Raw genomic sequence first — 18,686 nt, forward strand, 5'->3', positions numbered from 1 at the left:
TAAGCTTCAAAGTCTCCCACTCGTGGGGGATTTAGGGGGCTACCCGCAGATCCAAACGCAGCCAAGACTTGTATCGAACTCACGTTAATTTACAAATTAATAGAGAATCGAGAATTAATGCTCAAAATCGAATCGTGAACAGAATTGCAACAGTCACAAAACAAGATAGAACATCACTAGCTAATAGATGAATGAATTGGAGGGACGGGGAAATGTTTCATCTATTATTCAAGTTCTTTGGAGTTCACCACTCATCCGCAGAATTGGAAAACTTCAGACCAGCGAATCCTTTGTTTGATCCAATGCGCTTTGAAGGGCAAGCGATCGTGGACGAAGTACTAATTCCCAATCGGCAGGGGTCGAATCGGTAACACCTTGATCATCGCACCGTTGAACTTTGTGCCAGTCGCTTAAGCAGAGAGTGAGAAGATCCAGCATCTCCCCACTCTAGAAGCTGTTTGGTTAGCTAACCTGACGATTTCCGGCTTCTGGTTCTCGGCTCTCTAAGCGCGATCGCGGATTGATGCCGATCGCAGTTCTCGGTCTCGATAGCTTAAATTTCGGCATCAAGTCGGGTTTACCCATACCGTAGGTGAGCGCATAGCTTTGCGATAATCCCCACAGCCACAAAGCCGGAAATCTTGGCTCTAACCAGGGTTGAACCTGAAACAGCAATTTCGGAAACCAGCCGCTCAAAATCCAGCTAATCAAAGCATTCACCCCGAAGCTAAGATAGCTTCTTGTCCAGCGTAATAAGTCTTTTGCGCCTGCCATTTGCCAGATCCAGAGCAAGAGAGATGGATTCTTCCAACCCGCAACGATCGCCATCCTGTTGAATCTTGTCCAGGTGACGCGATCTTTGATGAACGCATCTGCGATCGCAGGCGGCTGCGTCGCCAACACATCAAAGAATGTATTCAACATCGAGTTGACTTGCTGCGGTGGCAAGGATTTTCCGGTCGGAACCATCATGCCCCTAGAAAACATCCAGGTGACAGAGATATTGCTTTGATAGGCTCGAATTGCATTCAGATATTGTTTCGTTAACAAATCATGCTTGAGTGCTGTATCGAGCAACTGAGTCAAGCGGGAAAGATTTCGCACCAGTGAGCCGAATCCGGTAAACACTAGCGGCGATTGCAAGGAGGCAGCATCACCGATCGCAATGAGCCGATCGAATGCCACCGTCCGATCGCGGCTACTAGTGCTGAAATGTCCAGGAATATAGCCAAAGGTTGCTTTCTTCCAGACCAGCTTATCCATGTCGCAACGTCGATATTCCGGCAAAATCGTGAAAAAGTCCTCATACATTTCCAACAGTGATCCAGGGTTTTCGGGATGCACTTGATGATAGTGAAATAGATAAAATGTAAGTTCTTTACCTTCGGCTGGGAACAGTTCCCAAATCAATTGACGTCCGCGTGAAATGTCGCCGTGACTGTTCAACACATCGCCATAGTGACTATCCCACACTGCTGGATCAAAGCCGTCTGAAATTACTGCGCCAACGGTTGGACAGACACTATCAAACGCCCGTCCACCGTTTAATTGCCACGCGATCGGCGAAGCCGTTCCCATGGCATCGACTAACAATCGTCCGGTGATTTGTCTATCGCTTTGGGTTGGGAGATGCGTTGCATAAATAGTCACTTGATTGCGGCTGATGTCAGCGCGTTGAAATTCAGTTTCATCCCAAATCTCGCCGCCTGCTTCGCGGAGTTTATCGCCGCAGAGTTTGAGAAATTTCTCAGCATCGATCGCAACGTTTAGAACCGTAGGCGTATGCAGAATTTTTGCCTTCGCTTGCGGTGGATTATTCGCATCGAAGAACTTGTGAAACCCATCGACGTACTCATTAGCAATCACGCGATCGAACTCGGCTGCGGTGAACAATCCCAGATCAATCAAACTCTGGAACTCACCGCGCGAAATATTCCATTCCCGGTTCATCCGTCCAAAGGGCATCCGCTCAAGCAGCAACACGCGATAGCCTAGTCTCGCCATTACTGCCGCATGAACAATTCCCAATGCCCCGCCAACATAGACCAGATCAAACGCAGTCTTTGCAGGCGAGATATTGCCATCATCGGTCACAAACACAACTTGCTTAGGAGCCTGCGGTGCCCGAACTCCCTCGCGCCAGCGCTGTTCCCACCAGTAAACTCGATTGAGATCATATTCCCCGTTCGGGATTTTCTTGAAGAACTCTACGGTTTTGGGATAGTACGGTGCTAATGCCTCAAAAATGGAGTGTTGCGATAGATCAAGGTTTGGCGGTTCCGGGTAAAGGTTTGGAAACTGTGTTCTAATCGCGCTGACAAAGTGATTAATAATTTGTTTTTCGTGGGCGATCGTGCCTGTACGAAAAACTTTAAGATAAGTCGATCGCTGAAGCGACCAGACAAAAATTGAAAGCTCACCGCCCAAAGTTAGCCGAATTCCGGCAGGAGTTTGTGTTTTTTCGCCGCGATCGGGGTGATAATCCGTGTGTAGCCACTGAATCACAGCATTGGTATCAGGGGTAGGAACTTCGAGATAAAGAATTTCTTTCATGAGTGGGTTCTAAACTCCGAAATAAGAACGAAAGCGGATTGACAAATTGAGGGAAAACAAGCTACTCCTGATACCAACTTCAGAAACTTCACATCATTTCATTATTCATGATTGAAGCCGCCAGATTGGATCTGCCCAATGAATTATCCTAGTCCGCGCCCCGTCTCCAAATCTATCCCACCATTAGCAGAAGTGATGGAAGATGATACGCTGCTAGAAGTTGAGCAGCGCTATTGGTGGCGTGAAAAGGTGGCGCAGGCATGGGAAGTCACACAGGATGAAGCAGGTTCTAGGAATTGATCTCGGTGGAACGGCGATTAAGCTAGGGCAGTTTGAGAGCGATGGCACCTGTCTGCGATCGTGTTCGATTCCGACTCCGCAGCCTGCAATTCCCGAAGCCGTTCTCGATGCGCTCGTTGAGGCAATTGAGCAACTTGATCCGAATCGAGAGGCTTTGGCGATCGGGGTTGGAATGCCAGGGCCGACCGATGCAGCGGGACGCATTGCGCGAATTGCGATTAATCTACCGGATTGGGTCGATGTGCCGCTGGCGGATTGGTTAGAAGCGAAAACCGGACGACCCACGATCGCCGCGAATGATGCCAATTGCGCCGGATTGGGAGAGGCTTGGTTAGGAGCGGGGCGATCGTTTCGCAATTTCATTTTGCTGACGTTGGGAACGGGAGTGGGCGGAGCGATTATGCTCAATGGTGAACTATTTATCGGGCACAACGGTGCAGCAGGTGAACTAGGGCTGATTAGTCTCGATGCGAATGGTACGCTCTGCAATAGTGGTAATCGTGGATCGCTAGAGCAGCATCTCTCGATCGGAGCAATTCGCCGACGCACCGGAAAAGCACCGGACGAATTAGGGCAATTGGCACGATCGGGCGATCCGGAAGCGCTCTCGTTTTGGCGATCATATGGGCGCGATTTGGGTGTTGGATTGACGAGCTTAGTTTATGTGCTGACACCAGAAGCGATCGTCATCGGGGGCGGTGTGAGCGCGAGTGCGGAGTTTTTCTTACCGAGTGCGATCGCTGAAATTGAACAGCGAGTCATGCCTACTTCGCGGGAAGGATTACGGATTTTGAGAGCAGAATTGGGAAATCGAGCAGGAATGGTTGGAGCCGCGAAACTAGCGCTCGACCGATATTGCACCGAGGAATTAAGTTCGACCCGTTAGGATAGGGTTTGCTCTTCGCTTTTTTAGAGCCGTTTGGGGCTTTCAGCAGCAAGATTGGTGCGTCAACTGAGACAAATTGCGTTAAAAACAGGAATGTTGCTGTTTGAAGTGGGAGCAGTCTTGCTCAAAGTAGGAACGTTTCGCTTCTGAACACAAATGTTGCTGTTTGAAGGGGGAACAGTCTTGCTCAAAGTAGGAATGTTTCGCTTCTGAACACGAATGTTGCTGCTTGAAGTGGGAATAGTCTTGCTTAAAGTAGGAATGTTGCTGTTTTGAGGGGAAATGTTCCGATTAAAGATAGCAGTGACGCTGTTCTGAATGAGATGGGAGCGATCGAGAATGACAAACCGCATGGATAAAGCACTATCTTAGAAGCGTAAAATTGCTCATTTAATCACGCATCTCTCGACAAGTAAAATTACGTCCTCAGTTTATCCAACCGTTTCGATTAGAGCAGACAAGTGCAAGTCTATCGCCCTCCTCTTCTTGCAAAGTGCAGCCACCACCCAGCACCAAAGAATCTTTTTCAACCCGCTAGGATAGAATCTGACCTTCACTTTTGACGCGATCGCTCATGTTGTACCGACGTTTTGGACGCACTGAACTTCAGATGCCTGTATTTTCATGCGGGGGAATGCGCTATCAATACAAATGGCAAGATGTCCCTCGCGATCAAGTTCCAGCAGACAATCAGGCAAACTTAGAAGCCACCATTCGACGAGCATTTGCGTTAGGAATTCATCACATCGAAACCGCTCGCGGCTATGGCTCTTCGGAGATGCAGTTGGGTCAAATTTTGCCAAAAATCCCCCGCGAAAAGCTGATTTGCCAAACCAAAGTCGTGCCAATGGCAGATCCGTCATCGTTTCGCAATACGTTTGAACGATCGCTCAAATACCTCAAACTGGATTACGTCGATCTCTTGGGGCTGCATGGAATTAACAATGCAGAAACGCTAGAACAGGCGCTGCGCTGCCTAGAAGTCGTGCGAAAGCTACAAGATCAAGGAAAAGTCCGATCGGTGGGATTTTCCACGCACGGATTGACCGATATTATTACCCAGGCGATCGAAACCGATCAGTTCGATTACGTCAATTTGCACTGGTACTACATCAATCAGCAAAACTGGAGCGCGATCGAAGCCGCAACCCGTCACGATATGGGCGTTTTCATCATCAGCCCCTCCAACAAAGGCGGCAACCTCTACAATCCACCCCAGCGCTTAGTGGATCTCTGTGCGCCGCTTTCCCCGATCGTGTTTAACAATCTCTTCTGTCTGAGCCATCCGCAAGTCCACACCCTCAGCGTCGGAGCCGCAAAACCGAGCGATTTCGATGAACACCTGAAAACCTTAGACCTGCTCGATCGCGCCGATGAACTCCTCCCCCCGATTCTTGAACGACTAGAGCAATCGGCAATCGATCGTCTCGGTGCCGATTGGGTAAAACGCTGGCAAACTGGATTACCCACGGTTGACGAAACCCCCGGACGGCTGAATCTGCACACAATTTTATGGCTACGGAATTTAGCGATCGCTTACGATTTGGTCGATTACGCCAAAATGCGCTATAACTTGCTCGGTCAAGGCAGTCACTGGTTTCCGGGAGCGCGGGTGAATGAAATCGACATCGCAGCCCTGCGACCCTGCTTAGTTGACAGTCCCTTTGCCGATCGCATCCCAGAATTACTGCACGAAACCCACCAACTGCTAGCCGGTGAAGCCGTCAAGCGATTATCCGAGCAATAACCATTGAAAAATTTCTTCTAAATTAAACGGCTCAAACTTTTTCCGGCGAGGTAAAGTAAGTAGATTCGTTTTATTGCCCTCAGTACAGACACTGAATTTTTCTCGTGATAGCCATCTACCCCGGTAGCTTTGACCCGATTACCTACGGACATCTCGACATTATCAGGCGAGGTGCGCTATTGTTCGATCGCGTCATTGTTGCCGTGCTGCGAAATCCCAACAAAACTCCGCTCTTTAGCGTTCAAGAGCGCCTCGATCAAATTCAGATCGCGGCTCACCACCTTCCTAACGTTGAAGTCGATAGTTTTGAAGGGTTAACCGTGACCTACGCTCAGATGCAGGGAGCGACCGCCCTGATTCGAGGATTACGCGCTGTCTCAGATTTTGAGATGGAGTTGCAGATGGCACACACGAATAAGACGCTATCAACTCAAATCGAGACCGTATTTCTTGCGACCTCGAATGAGCACAGCTTCCTCAGCAGCAGTGTGGTCAAAGAAATCGCCCGCTTTGGCGGATCGATCGATCACCTGGTTCCTACCCACGTCGCCGAAGATATTTACCGATGTTACGCCAAGACCCACCCAGCATCACCCCAGACGGAGCCAACCCCAGCGATCGTCGCCACGACGTTCAGCGAGTAGGCAGTCTCGATATTCAACGAGAACTGAATCGGCTAGAGGAAATGCTTCTCGATAGCCCCCGGATTCCCCTGTCTCGTCGGACGCTAATCGACGAGGAACAATTTCTCGATCAGTTAGATCTGGTGCGGTTGAGCTTACCAGAGGCGTTTCACGAAGCGGTGGAGATCGCGCAGCACCGTGATGAGATTTTGGATCAGGCGGAGCAGTACGCTCAAGAGATTGTCGAAGAGGCAGAACGCCGCGCCGCTCTGATGTTGAATGAAACTGGAATTATTCAGCGAGCCGAGCAAGAAGCGCAGCAAATTCGCAGTGCGGTACAGCATGAGTGTGAAGCGGTGCAGCAGCAAACTCTGGCGCAAATCGAACAGATGCGAAGACAAGCGCAGCAGGATTTAGAGGAAATGCGGCAATTGGCGATCGAAGAAAGCGAGGATGTGCAGAACGGTGCGGACGAATACGCCGATAAAGTCCTGCGGGATATGGAAGCGCAGATGAGCGAAATGCTGCGAATTGTGCGGAATGGTCGTGCTCAGTTGCAGATCAATCAGCCGCAACCGCCATCGATTCCGAAACCGAAGGGGAATGTGGGCGATCGTAAGGTGCAGTAAGCGATCGAGCTTGTTAACACACCTAATCCGCCGCTCCTGAATCAGATCAAACAAAACATCTTGCTCCTCTTGGGGAAGGGCTTCGACGTATTCGAGCACCGTTTGGAAAGAAACGGCTGGGCTGATGGGTCGATCGCAATGCTTCTCACCAAATTACAGGATTGGTGAGGCATGGGTATTTATTCAGAGCTTGATTACTCCGCTGCTTTCGATCCAGTCATTCCCATGATTTCGTAGCCCGCATCGACGTAAATCACTTGTCCGGTGATGCCGCTTGACAAGTCACTACAGAGAAACGCAGCCGTGTTACCAACTTCAATCTGAGTCACAGTCCGACGCAGTGGCGCAACTTCCTCGACGTGGTGAATCATGTCGAGAATGCCGCCGACTGCAGAAGAAGCCAACGTGCGAATCGGGCCTGCCGAGATAGCATTCACGCGAATATTGTTCTGACCGAGTTCTGATGCGAGATAACGCACATTCATTTCTAGGGCAGCTTTGGCGATTCCCATGACGTTGTAGTTCGGAATCACTTTGACGCCACCCAAGTAAGTTAGGGTGACAATGCTACCGCCTTCGGTCATTAGAGGTTTTGTGGCTCCGGCAAGCTGGATCAGCGAATAAGCACTGACATCAAGCGCAAGGGAAAATCCACTGCGCGAAGTGTTGGAAAAATCACCGGATAAATCTTCTCTGTTGGCAAAGGCAAGACAGTGAATCAGGATGTCTAATTTGCCCCATTTTTCGCGCACGGTGTTAAATGCAGATTCGATCTGAGCCTCATCCTGTACATTCAACGGCAGGAATAAACTTGGCTGCAAAGATTCGGTCAGTTCTGCGACTTTCTTTTCTGCTTTGCCTTTTTCGTCGGGTAGATAAGTAATTCCAATGTTTGCGCCTGCTTTGTGTAACTGTTGAGCAATGCCCCATGCGATCGATCGATTGTTGGCAATTCCCGTTACAAGTGCGTTCTTTCCAGTCAGGTCTAGCATGGTCTTCTACTGTGTAAAGCATTTATGAGGATAGCAGAAAGGGATCACCTGAAACTTCTGGGATGCCTTGAAAGAATCGGGAGTTTGGCTGAGGTGACGAATGAGACGCGCCATAATTGAACTCATCGATCGTCGGGAGTTCTCAGCATGGATTGGATTGCAATTCTGAGGATAGTCGCGCCACTGGTTGCGAAGCCGTTGATAGAGCAGGTTCAGAGTCGGCTGAATCAGACCGAACTTAAAGAGGCGCTCTTAAGGGCTTTGGAGGTTACTGTTCAGACGCATGAGATGCAAACCGATCCGGCAAAGATGCTGTTTCTACGGTGTGATGATAAGCAGAAGCAGAATTTTTTGGAGAAAGCGCTCAAGCATCAAGGGGTGTTGAATGAGTTGAAGAAGCCTTTGGAAGAGAAGGGAACACCGGATGTCGATTGCTTGGTAAAGGTGCTTGAGCAAGTCGAACAAGAGCAAAAGATTCAGTTGAATTCGACAATTCTTAAACCTTGGCTGGAGACGTTTTCACGATCGTATTTTGAGCAAACGAGTGCTTATATTGCCAAGTTTCAGGCAGCGCAAGAGAATTATCTGAAACAGGTGGCGAATTGGTTTGATGATGTGAAGTTTGCGGGGATGGCAGTTGAAGGGCAAGAGGTTGATAAGGCGGACAAGTTGGTCAGTATCTTTGTCATGCCGGATGTTCAGAAGCGCGATCGATTCTTCGACAGCGCTCGGTTTGATGAGATGCCGGGATTGTTTGATGATGTGGGAAGTCGGCAGGCAGCGCTTTTGTATGAACAGCGATCGAGAGCGAGTTTTGACCGGACGGGGCGGAAGTTTTTGGCGCAGCAATTGTTACAGCAGAATCGTTCCAAAGTGGTGATTTTGGGTGCGCCGGGGTCGGGGAAGACGACGCTGCTGAGATATTTTGCGGTGAAATTGGCGATCGGGGAAGCGACGGATTTGGGATTGAAGGATGGGGACTGGTTGCCGATTTTGATTCCGATTCGGGATTGGGCGTTGCGTCCTGAGTTGGGCGTGTTGGAGTTTGTGCGGTGGTTTGCTGAGAAGCGGATGACGGTGAAGGGTGTGCCGACGGGATTTTTTGAGTATTGGCTCGATCGCGGACGGGCGCTGATTTTGTTGGATGGGTTGGATGAGGTGGCGGACGAGGGCAAGCGCTATGACATGGTGCAACGGATTGAGAATTTTTTGGGACAGTATGACCAGAATCGAGCGATCGTGTCTTCGCGTCCGGCGGGCTATAAGCAGGACTTTTTCCGAACGGAGGAGTTTCCGAATTATGACCTGTTGGCGTTTAATGATGCCAAGGTTGAGGAGTTTATTCAGCATTGGTATGACAGTCGGATTAAAGATCCGGCGGAGGCAGATCGGAAGAAGGACAGTTTGAGGAAGGCGCTGGATCAGCACGATCGCATTAAGGTGTTGGCGCGGAATCCGTTGTTGTTAACGATCGTGGCGTTGATTCATCGCTATCAGGCGCGACTGCCACGAGAACGCTTTAGGTTGTATGACATCGCGGTTAAGACTTTGATTGAGTCCTGGGATAGCAATAAGGAATTGACGGAAAAAACGGTGCTGAAGTACCTGGATTTGAGCGATTTGCGGCGGTTGATGGAAGGGTTGGCGTATTGGATTCATACACAGGGGAGTACGGGAGATACGGAAGGGGGGACGCTGATTGATAAGGATGAATTGCTGGAGTGGTTGAGCAAGGAGATTCGGAAACAGAAACAGCTTGAACTCTACCAGGCAAAAGACGAGGCAAAACAGTTTTTGAAGTTTGTGCGGGAGCGGACTGGATTGCTGAATGAGCATGGACAGGATTGTTACGCCTTTGTGCATAAGACGTTTCAGGAGTATCTTTGCGCTCAGGAGATTGACTATCGAGCAGATAACGAAGATGAGTTTGAGATCGTGCTGGCTCACATTCGACAGCACTTGCACGATCAGCACTGGCGGGAAGTGTTGCTGTTACTGATTGCTCAACAGAAACCGAAGAAGGTTGCAAAGGCGATTCGTGCGGTTTTGGAGCATCAGAGTCAGTATGAACAATGGCTGCATCGAGATTTATTCTTTGCAGGCGAGTGTTTGGCAGAAGATCCCAAAGATTTGAAAGGTGTGGATAAGGCTTTAGTTGAAGAGATTTTAGATAAGTTAGTAACGCTGGAAGTCAGTCGATCACCCCAAGTAATTAGCAGAATTCAAGAAAGAGTTTTTGAGACGCTTTGTCGCTTGAGTGAGAGTGCATTTGAGAATGATATTCTTGAGAAATTGAAAGCTCAGGCAGAGCAAATTGGAGAGATTCGACTGCGACAGTATCAATTTGAATTGGGAGAGAGCGAGGAAGCACTCTCGCGACTGCTCAAGCTGCTCAAAGATGAAGAATCTTGGGCGCGTTCTAATGCAGCAGCGGCATTAGGCAAGTTGGGCACTACGACAGGCCCCGTAGTTACTGAACTGCTCAAGCTGCTCAAAGATGAGGATTCCGCGGTGCGTTTCATGGCAGCGGATGCGTTAGGCAAGTTGGGCACTACGACAGACCCCGTAATTACTGAACTGCTTAAGCTGCTCAAAGACGAGGATTTCTCAGTATGTTTTGGTGCAGCGGATGCGTTAGGCAAGTTGGGCACTACGACAGGCCCCGTAGTTACTGAACTGCTCAAGCTGCTCAAAGACAGGGATTCGTGGACGCGCGAGAGTGCAGCGGATGCATTAGGCAAGTTGGGTACTACGACAGACCCCGTAATTACTGAACTGCTCAAGCTGCTCAAAGACGAAGAATCCTGGGTGCGTTTCAGGGCAGCAGCGGCATTAGGCAAGTTGGGTGTTGACTCAGACCCCGTAATTACTGAACTGCTCAAGCTGCTCAAAGACGAGGATTTCTCAGTGCGTTCCAGTGTAGCAGCGGCATTAGGCAAGTTGGGTGTTGACTTAGACCCCGTGGTCACTGAACTGCTCAAGCTGCTTAAAGACGAGAGATTCTGGGTACGTGAGAGTGCAGCAGCGGCGTTAGGCAACTTGGGTGTTGACTCAGACCCCGTGGTCACTGAACTGCTCAAGCTGCTCAAAGATGAGGATTTCTCAGTGTGTTTCAGTGCAGCAGCGGCGTTAGGCAACTTGGGTGTTGACTCAGACCCCGTGGTCACTGAACTGCTCAAGCTGCTCAAAGACAGGGATTCGTGGACGCGCGAGAGTGCAGCGGATGCGTTAGGCAAGTTGGGTACTACGACAGACCCCGTAATTACTGAACTGCTCAAGCTGCTCAAAGACGAGGATTGCTCAGTGCGTTCCAGTGTAGCAGCGGCGTTAGGCAAGTTGGGTAAATGCGATCAATCGATAGAACCCAGAATCGCGCAATGGATTGAACAAAACCAAGATTCTGAAAATATCGAATATGGAATCGAAGCACTCTGGCAAATTGTTGAAGAATGAGGGTTAACGAGTCTCGATTTACGATCGCTCATTCCCCCTGCGATCGCCCCTGCATAGAATCAAACCGCGATCTCTGAGGAAATCAAGCTGCGAAAGACAAGTAAAATTTTTATACGTCTCAGGAGACCCAAGGATGCCATTCACTAGAATTACCGTCAACCCGAATCAAATGGGCGGAGTTCCTTGCCTTCGAGGTTTACGCATTCCAGTTTCAACTGTGGTCGGGATGTTTGCAGATGGAATGCGAGAGGATGAAATTCTAGAAGCCTATCCAGATTTGGAGTTAGAAGATCTTCAAGAAGCCCTACGATATGCGGCTGAAGCGGTGAAAGAACGTGAACTTCCCCTTCGCAGCGCATGAAGTTTTTGATTGATAATGCCCTCTCTCCCTTGTTAGCCGAAAGCCTGCGCCAAGCTGGGTACGATGCGGTTCATGTGCGCGATTATGAAATGCAGGCAGCAGATGATTCTGTCATTTTTGAACGAGCCGCGATCGAGGAGCGAATCATCGTTTCTGCGGATACTGATTTCGGCACTTTTTTGGCACAACGCCAAGAACGAAAGCCATCTGTCATTTTGTTTCGACGATCGCTCGAACGTCGCCCATCTGAGCAAGTCGCAATTTTGTTGGCGAATCTTGAGGCGGTTCGAGACGCTTTAGCGGAAGGGAGTTTGGTTGTATTTGAGCGATCGCGCATCCGAATTCGTTCCTTGCCCATCAGTGGGATCGATTAATGCCCTTTCAACCACGATCGCCGTCCCCTTCCGATCGCAAGTTGGGGTTTCATTTTGCGATCGGAAGTTTTCCAATTCACTCCCGGAGTTTACAAACTCGCTCCCGGAGTTTTCCAATTCACTCTTGGAGGTTTCAGATTCACCTCCGGAGTTTACAAACTCGCTCCTGAACTTTACAAAAACTGAATTTGAAGTCACACAAAGCGACTTTGTAACGATCGTATCCCTCGATCGACCAAGCTTAGCCAACTCAATCCCTAGTATTTTTGCAGAGGCATACTCGCACCAATTCACCAGAACTTCAAATTGAGATCCATAAATCCACCCCTCCCAAATCAACTTTGAAATTTCTATCGTAGAAGCAAGTTGATTCAAGTTGAATTCAGGAGCAATTGAATGCCTTTACAAACCAGGGGATCTGCCGAACTCGACAAAGCACAGCGTCGCCTCGCCGGACTGAAATCGATCAACCCCAATTTAGACTTGGGCTATGGATTAACGATCGACTTCTACAGCGAACAGATCGAAACCTTGCGAGCAGCCCTCGAAAAACACAATCAGATGGTGGCGGAACTCGATGCTTCTCGCAAAACACTCGATGAACTCGATCGTGCCATGGCAAATCTGTCCGGACGAATGCTCAGCGCCGTCAAAATCAAGTACGGCAGCAACAGCAAGGAATACAGCCAAGCCGGAGGCACCATCCGCAAAGGCACCATCCCCACGCCATCTTTCCCTGCCGATAATGCTGAGATGCTCATGACGATCGCCCCCAAGATCCCCTCAAACGGAAACGGTCGGAAAGCCACCACCGCATAACGAATCCTGCTACTTTGGAGAACGAGTCAGCGGAGATTGATTTTGCACTGCACACTGTACCGTCTTCTCAATCCGAGTTCGTCTCGTCTCCAACCGTTTGGCACTGTCAATCCAATAGAGAATCGGTTTCTTCGTCGAGTTGCTAAACGCCTCAAAGTTCTGCTGAGCGATCGCATTTCTCCCCAAAGCTGCAGCCAGATCCGGTGGAATCATCAAAGCCTCGATCGCATCTAATGAAGTCCAAGATCCATCTTGTTTCGCAGCTTCAATCTTCTGCAATCCTGCTGGTGTCATCAAACCCTGAGCAATTAGTTCTTCAATATATTGCTTGTTCAACTTCGACCAAACGCTTTTCGGCTTACGAGGTGTAAAGATTTGCATGTAGCGATCGTTATCTAGCGATTTCGTCTTGCTATCAATCCAACCAAAACAGAGCGCTTCTTTCACCGCTTCACTGTACCAAACGCTCGGCTTGCCGCTTTTCACCTTGTAGTAAATCAACCAAACTCCAATCGCACTTTGATGATTTTGGAGCAGCCAATTGCGCCATGCGGCTCGGTCGATCGCTTCAATCCTGTCTAATTGATCTTCAAATTTCGACATTGCTCAAGCTTAGTTTTCTGACAGCTTCGCCCCCCATTAGAATAAATCATGGCTCCTTAATCCTTCGCTCTGGATTATTCATACTTTCACACTATGATATACGGCTGTCACCGCACTGCTCGAACTGCTCAAAGGTCCTGAGGACGGTGTGCGTTCCAGCGCAGCAGAGGCGTTAGGCAAGTTGGGCAAAGTAGATCGATCGATAGAACCTAAACTCGTGCAATGGATTGAACAAAACCAGGATTCAGAATATGTCAGAAATGGGATTGATGCACTCTGGCAAATTGTTGAAGAGTGAGAGACGCTGAGTTCTGATCGCTTCCCCACAGCATCAAACCGCGATCGCTAGAGAAAAGGGAGCCAAGCGGCGATCGCGATCGCTCCTTTCATGCTTTATTAGAATTGCGATTGTTCGTCAAAGAATGAAGACAGACACTCTTTTCTATCGCCTATTCCAAAGCGAAGCATGGTCGGTATCTAGAATTCGTAATGTCATTCGATGTCATCCAGCGAGTATGCGGGAGAATCATCAATTTCTCGTTCTTCTCGAAGAGCTTTCACGATCGCTGCAAAATCAGGATTGTGTTTAAAGACACTTGTCAAATCGGGGAAACGTAGAGATTTATAGCGACCGTGGCTCAAAGCTGTAGCTTGATTGTAGCGGATGCGATCTCTTAATTTATCCCCGCAACGCTGATTCAAAACCCGCTACATCTCAATTGTTACGCAGTGCCATTGCCATCCTCAACTGCTATGTCGAAATGAAGCACTTCTTCGCGAATGCCCAATTTCGTGTACAGCGCGATCGCGGGTTCATCATCGATATCTGCCTGCACGAAAATAACGTATGCTCCTCGGTCTTGGGCGATCTGCTTAAGCTCCCGAATCAATGCTGTCGCGATACCCTTACGACGATGAATTGCGGCAACAGCCAAATCATAGATGTAGATCTCGCTGCGCTCTTGCTCGAACTTCATCAGCTCATAGGCTGCGATACCGCCTACAACTTCGCTGTCCTGCACAGCAGCGATCCCAATGAAGTAGCCGCTGTTGAGCAGACGCTTGAGATAAGTCACACTAGGTCGATTCCCGCTGTAGGTCTCCACTTCATTAAAGGCTTCGCCAAAGATTGTCAACATGGCTTCCAACAAAGCTACGTCGTCGGGCGCGATTTGGTGAATGCTGAAACGGGATTGTAAAGACAAGTACACCTCCTAAACTGCAGCACAAAAGAATTTCTCTAATTCCTAACTCGCCTCCGACTTCAACAATCGATCGATCAACGATGCCGGACGCTGAACATATCGCCACGCAAACGCATGACGAAACGCCGCATCCTGACAAACCTCCAACTCTTTATAATTGTGTCAAGGAAAAGTTTTGTAGATATCTTTTCGATGGGCAATTCGCTCACAGACAATGATCTGGGCTTGTTTATCGATTGTAAGCCCGATGCGATAATCGCCAATCCGAATTTTATATTTGTCGGAATAGCCTTTTAGTTTTTGCAGGTATCCCAGTTCAAATGGGTTTTCTGACTCTAATTGCTCGAAGACAATAGGTTCTACCCGCTCTTGGATGTCAGTTGGCAAAGCTGCAAGATCCTTCAGAAACCGCTTAGTATATTCAACTGTCTACATTCTGTCTGCCTTTGAGCGATCGATAATATGTTAAGGCCTTCTCCTTAGACAGTCGCTCAGGCGCATCTGAAGTCTCTATGAGTTTAACCAATCCATAATTTTCTAGGATTTCCTCAATTTGCTCGAAATCCGCGATTGCAATCTGTACGGCGATCGGGCGTTGGTTCTCATCGCAGACATAGTGCTTTTGAATATCGAGCATATCAAAGTTTCCTAGAGAACGCTTCTTTCCATTATGCGGCGATTTCTCGTTCTTCTCGAAGGGCTTTCACGATCGCCAAAAATCGCGATCGTTCTTAAAAAAGCCCGTTAAATCGGGAAATATGGAGATATCGCGATCGCGGCTCAAAGCTGTAGCTTGATTGTAGCGGATGCGATCGCACCTTATTATTCTATTAACTATATCTTGACCATCTATCAGTGATGATAGAGATCGGAATTTCAGAACGAATAATATCCGCACAAACTTGATTGACTTGATTGAAAACTTTCATATAGCAAGCTGAATCATTATCCTCATCGCTTGTTGAGCTTTCCTTTGTTTTTGCGATCGCCCAAGTATCAGCAACAAAGCGCACTGTCGTCTCTACATCGCGGTTGCTGCTCATTATGATTATTGCAATAGCACAACGTTCTAAGTGATTGATATTGCCGACCTCGGCTAGACTACGAAGTGTATCAATTTCTGTCTGAACTTCTTCTTGAGATGCAAGATTGTTTTTCCATGCCTCAATCGTTTCCAACACTTGTAATGATTGCTGCTGAAATTTCAATGGAATAAATTGCATCACAGTTTGCACACAGCAACAAATCGCCCGACTTAGAATCTTTTCTTCAATTCCAAGCGATAATGCAAACTCCGCCAGAGCATTTCCACATTGGCAATTGTCCCACCAAGCAAGATAATCTGAATCATAAGTAATTGCTTGATCGTAAGCTTGAGCAAGATCAGGGCGATGATTTGGATCTAACAAGAAGTCGCTAATTTTTGGCATCCGTCAACTCGCACCTAATCACTGTATTAGTTCGGAGTGGGGAGATAGACAGCAATTATTTTCATCTCCCCACTTGTCTAATGTCTAACTTGCCTCAGATTTTAGAAGCCGATCGATCAACGATGCCGGACGCTGAGCATATTGCCACGCAAACGCATGACGGAACGCCGCATCCTGACAAACCTCCAACTCTTCAAACCCAATCACATCCTGAGTCAGCAGCGTTTCATACTCAAACGGCAACCGCACATCATTCAGACCCGCGTTATCAGTACAGATCGCAATATCCACGCCTGCATCAAAACACTGATCAAACACCTGTTTCAGTTGCCGAACTTCCTGAAGCGTTCCCGTTTTCAGGTAAGTGGTCGGACAGACTTCTAAGCACTGACCTCGTTGCGCTACTTCTCCCAGCAAATGTGGGTAACGGAGCGGAATTTGAATGCCATGCCCGATCCGATCCAAAAACGGTAGCAGTTCGGGATAATTGCCTTCCGTTTCGTACAGGTGACAAGTTGTATGGAGATTGAGCGATCGCGCATATTCAAACAGCCCGATAAACTCCTCCAACCGTTCCCCGTAATACGAATCACCGCCCGCCAAATCGATCGCGCAAATATATTCCGGCATCTGAGCCGCCAAATCCACGATCGCTCGATTCACCTCATACGGCAATTTCGAGTGCATACAGAGAATTTGACTGCTGACGATCGGATATTCTTTCAACTGACTGGCACGACCGACAATCTGAGCAATTTCGATCATCTGCTCAATTCGGTGCGACTGATCCAAGTTCGGATTCGTTCGCAAATAAGGCGTATAGCGAAGTTCCAAGTACGCCAAATTCTCGAAAATGTACGCGCCCCGCATCAAGCGATAGATGAAATAGGGCAATGCCTCAGCCGTTTGCACACCTTCGACGATCGTATGCAGTTCCAAATACTCATCGAGCGTGTTACGCGGACGAGTGTAAAAATCTTCAAATTCAGCATAAGCGGAAAAGCGATCGGTTAATTCCGATTCGCTGCGTTCTAAATAGCGCCACAAAATGCGAGGGACAACCGAGCCGCCTAAGTGACGATGCAATTCTGCGTATAAAGCCACGGAAACCTCTGTATCAATTCTGATGATTGTTCCTATTCTGACCTGTCATTCTCAACTTGACAGGCTCTTTGTAATACCAAAATCGATTTTTTACACCCTGAGTACAGCTACCGGTAAAACCCTTCTCGCTCCACAGGCTTATACAATAATAAGTAGACCGACACTTACTCGAAGGGAAACACAAATGGATTTGGTTGCGCTTCAAGGGATTTTAGATAACTTATCCTTTGCCGTTTTATTTGCCACGATGCTGATTTACTGGGTCGGTGCAGCCTTTCCACAGATTCCTTACGCATCGGCTTTAGGCACCGCAGGAATGGCGATCGCCAATCTTTCAACCGCGACGCTGCTTGCTGCTCGCTGGATCGAAGCGGGCTATTTTCCCCTGAGCAATCTTTATGAATCGCTCTTTTTCCTGGTTTGGGGCATTACTACGATGCACCTGATCGCTGAGAACATGAGCAAAAGTAAGCTGGTTGGAGTCGTTACGGCTCCGGTTGCGATGGCAATTACGGCATTTGCAGCCCTCACTCTACCCGACACGATGCAAGCCTCTGCCCCTCTGGTTCCGGCTTTGAAATCCAACTGGTTAATGATGCACGTCAGCGTCATGATGTTGAGTTACGCCACGCTGATGGTGGGATCGTTACTGGCGATCGCCTTTCTCGTCATTACTCGCGGACAAAATATCGAACTCCGAGGAAGCTCGATCGGAACGGGCAGCTACCGCGAAAAATCCTACCAACTGCACCGTTCAGAAGAAATGAATGCGAACTCTGGCGGAACTGCCGTTTTAGAGCGCACAACCCTTTCTCCTCAGCGCTTGACCTTAGCCGACACCTTAGATAACATCAGCTACCGCGTCATTGGGTTAGGCTTTCCGCTATTGACGATCGGCATTATTGCAGGCGGCGTTTGGGCAAACGAAGCTTGGGGATCGTACTGGAGTTGGGATCCAAAAGAAACCTGGGCGTTCATTACCTGGCTTGTGTTTGCAGCTTATCTTCATGCCCGGATCACCAAAGGTTGGCAGGGTCGGAGACCTGCAATTCTCGCCGCAGTCGGCTTCGTCGTGGTTTGGGTTTGCTATTTGGGCGTAAATCTGCTCGGTAAAGGACTCCATAGCTACGGATGGTTCTTATAATGCACAAGAGAACGCGAGCGAGGATAGAAAAGCGACATGGATAATGGATTTACCCCAATGAATGAAGATGAAGTCTTGTTCGTCGATCGCGGTCGCGTTTTGATGGGCAATCCGACTTTCAAAGTCAGCGAATTTCTAGATGAACTGGCACAAGCCGTCAGCGATAACTCAAGCGATTGGTCAGAAGATTGTGAAGCTTGGTTTGATGAAGGCTTAGAGTGCGAGGCGCTGCGGCTCACTTCTGGTGCAGGATGGCAACGAGGTAGAGTCCGAATCCGGTTAGAATTTGCGCCGCTTAGACCCCAAGAACGATTACCGGAGCGCTCTTCTGCTCGGCAGCCTGAGCCTTTGGGCAAGCCTGAACCGCTTACAGATCGACTCCGCCCCCGAAATATTGACGATATTTACGCTGCCGAAGACGATTACTAATCTTCCGTACAGACGCGATTAATCGCGTCTCTAG

Annotated in this window: 21 protein-coding genes and 1 pseudogene; 13 read left to right on the forward strand and 9 right to left on the reverse strand. The window is 48.7% G+C overall.

What is annotated here, in order from left to right:
* Positions 1-212 precede the first annotated feature (212 nt).
* Positions 213-371 (forward strand): hypothetical protein, encoded by a 159-nt coding sequence (locus tag NC980_RS13755; protein ID WP_190376633.1) that lies wholly within the window; start codon positions 213-215, stop codon positions 369-371.
* A gap of 91 nt (positions 372-462) precedes the next feature.
* Here the strand turns inward: NC980_RS13755 and NC980_RS13760 are convergent, their stop codons facing one another.
* Positions 463-2,553, reverse strand: coding sequence for a flavin-dependent dehydrogenase (locus tag NC980_RS13760; protein WP_190376634.1), 2,091 nt, complete (start codon positions 2,551-2,553; stop codon positions 463-465).
* Positions 2,554-2,691: 138 nt separating this feature from the next.
* On the opposite strand from NC980_RS13760, the gene NC980_RS13765 reads away from it, so the two are divergent.
* The 5 genes from NC980_RS13765 (at position 2,692) to NC980_RS13785 (ending at position 6,738) form a co-directional block, all read left to right on the forward strand.
* Positions 2,692-2,853, forward strand: coding sequence for a hypothetical protein (locus tag NC980_RS13765; protein WP_190376635.1), 162 nt, complete (start codon positions 2,692-2,694; stop codon positions 2,851-2,853).
* On the forward strand, positions 2,831-3,739 hold the full coding sequence (locus tag NC980_RS13770) for an ROK family protein (RefSeq protein WP_190376636.1): 909 nt from the start codon (positions 2,831-2,833) through the stop codon (positions 3,737-3,739). The genes NC980_RS13765 and NC980_RS13770 overlap by 23 nt, the downstream gene beginning before the upstream one ends.
* Before the next feature lie 574 nt (positions 3,740-4,313).
* Positions 4,314-5,486 (forward strand): aldo/keto reductase, encoded by a 1,173-nt coding sequence (locus NC980_RS13775; protein ID WP_190376637.1) that lies wholly within the window; start codon positions 4,314-4,316, stop codon positions 5,484-5,486.
* A gap of 104 nt (positions 5,487-5,590) precedes the next feature.
* Positions 5,591-6,130 (forward strand): pantetheine-phosphate adenylyltransferase, encoded by a 540-nt coding sequence (gene coaD / locus NC980_RS13780; protein WP_190376638.1) that lies wholly within the window; start codon positions 5,591-5,593, stop codon positions 6,128-6,130.
* 41 nt (positions 6,131-6,171) lie between these two features.
* Positions 6,172-6,738 carry a hypothetical protein gene (locus NC980_RS13785; protein ID WP_190376711.1) on the forward strand — a complete coding sequence of 189 codons (567 nt, stop codon included), beginning with the start codon at positions 6,172-6,174 and terminating at the stop codon, positions 6,736-6,738.
* Positions 6,739-6,932: 194 nt separating this feature from the next.
* Here NC980_RS13785 and fabI read toward each other — a convergent pair whose 3' ends face one another.
* Positions 6,933-7,730 (reverse strand): enoyl-ACP reductase FabI, encoded by a 798-nt coding sequence (fabI, locus tag NC980_RS13790; protein ID WP_190376639.1) that lies wholly within the window; start codon positions 7,728-7,730, stop codon positions 6,933-6,935.
* A gap of 147 nt (positions 7,731-7,877) precedes the next feature.
* On the opposite strand from fabI, the gene NC980_RS13795 reads away from it, so the two are divergent.
* From NC980_RS13795 to NC980_RS13810, 4 genes are all read left to right on the forward strand, one after another.
* Positions 7,878-11,183 carry a HEAT repeat domain-containing protein gene (locus tag NC980_RS13795; protein ID WP_190376640.1) on the forward strand — a complete coding sequence of 1,102 codons (3,306 nt, stop codon included), beginning with the start codon at positions 7,878-7,880 and terminating at the stop codon, positions 11,181-11,183.
* Between the two features lie 133 nt (positions 11,184-11,316).
* Entirely contained in the window at positions 11,317-11,544 is a 228-nt protein-coding gene (locus tag NC980_RS13800) for a DUF433 domain-containing protein (RefSeq protein WP_190376641.1), read from the forward strand.
* Positions 11,541-11,918: a DUF5615 family PIN-like protein gene (locus NC980_RS13805; RefSeq protein WP_190376642.1), complete on the forward strand. Its 378-nt coding sequence runs from the start codon at positions 11,541-11,543 to the stop codon at positions 11,916-11,918. Before NC980_RS13800 ends, NC980_RS13805 begins: the two co-directional genes overlap by 4 nt.
* 396 nt (positions 11,919-12,314) lie before the next feature.
* Complete coding sequence (locus tag NC980_RS13810) at positions 12,315-12,737, forward strand: hypothetical protein (RefSeq protein WP_190376644.1); 423 nt, start codon at positions 12,315-12,317, stop codon at positions 12,735-12,737.
* Between the two features lie 9 nt (positions 12,738-12,746).
* On the opposite strand, the gene NC980_RS13815 is transcribed toward NC980_RS13810, so the two are convergent.
* Positions 12,747-13,340, reverse strand: a complete 594-nt coding sequence (locus NC980_RS13815; protein ID WP_190376645.1) for a YdeI/OmpD-associated family protein — start codon at positions 13,338-13,340, stop codon at positions 12,747-12,749.
* Positions 13,341-13,455: 115 nt separating this feature from the next.
* Between NC980_RS13815 and NC980_RS13820 the strand changes: the two genes are divergently transcribed.
* Positions 13,456-13,638, forward strand: coding sequence for a hypothetical protein (locus NC980_RS13820; protein WP_190376712.1), 183 nt, complete (start codon positions 13,456-13,458; stop codon positions 13,636-13,638).
* A gap of 424 nt (positions 13,639-14,062) precedes the next feature.
* Here the strand turns inward: NC980_RS13820 and NC980_RS13825 are convergent, their stop codons facing one another.
* From NC980_RS13825 to NC980_RS13850, 6 genes and pseudogenes are all read right to left on the reverse strand, one after another.
* Positions 14,063-14,545: an AAC(3)-I family aminoglycoside N-acetyltransferase gene (locus NC980_RS13825; RefSeq protein ID WP_277881354.1), complete on the reverse strand. Its 483-nt coding sequence runs from the start codon at positions 14,543-14,545 to the stop codon at positions 14,063-14,065.
* 42 nt (positions 14,546-14,587) lie between these two features.
* Positions 14,588-14,704: pseudogene (locus NC980_RS13830) on the reverse strand (adenosine deaminase); the annotation flags it as partial.
* Between the two features lie 3 nt (positions 14,705-14,707).
* Entirely contained in the window at positions 14,708-14,950 is a 243-nt protein-coding gene (locus NC980_RS13835; RefSeq protein ID WP_347272600.1) for a type II toxin-antitoxin system RelE/ParE family toxin, read from the reverse strand.
* A 16-nt stretch (positions 14,951-14,966) separates the two neighbouring features.
* Positions 14,967-15,182 carry a hypothetical protein gene (locus NC980_RS13840; RefSeq protein WP_190376647.1) on the reverse strand — a complete coding sequence of 72 codons (216 nt, stop codon included), beginning with the start codon at positions 15,180-15,182 and terminating at the stop codon, positions 14,967-14,969.
* Positions 15,183-15,375: 193 nt separating this feature from the next.
* The gene (locus tag NC980_RS13845) at positions 15,376-15,975 is read right to left on the reverse strand and encodes a hypothetical protein (protein ID WP_190376648.1); all 600 of its coding nucleotides are present in this window, start codon (positions 15,973-15,975) and stop codon (positions 15,376-15,378) included.
* A gap of 84 nt (positions 15,976-16,059) precedes the next feature.
* Complete coding sequence (locus NC980_RS13850) at positions 16,060-17,079, reverse strand: adenosine deaminase (protein WP_190376649.1); 1,020 nt, start codon at positions 17,077-17,079, stop codon at positions 16,060-16,062.
* Between the two features lie 184 nt (positions 17,080-17,263).
* On the opposite strand from NC980_RS13850, the gene ccsB reads away from it, so the two are divergent.
* Entirely contained in the window at positions 17,264-18,223 is a 960-nt protein-coding gene (gene ccsB / locus NC980_RS13855; protein WP_190376650.1) for a c-type cytochrome biogenesis protein CcsB, read from the forward strand.
* A 36-nt stretch (positions 18,224-18,259) separates the two neighbouring features.
* Positions 18,260-18,652 (forward strand): KGK domain-containing protein, encoded by a 393-nt coding sequence (locus tag NC980_RS13860; RefSeq protein ID WP_190376651.1) that lies wholly within the window; start codon positions 18,260-18,262, stop codon positions 18,650-18,652.
* Positions 18,653-18,686: the final 34 nt, after the last annotated feature.

Origin of the sequence: Leptolyngbya sp. AS-A5 (genome assembly GCF_039962495.1) — a bacterium.
GTDB lineage: Bacteria > Cyanobacteriota > Cyanobacteriia > Leptolyngbyales > Leptolyngbyaceae > Leptolyngbya.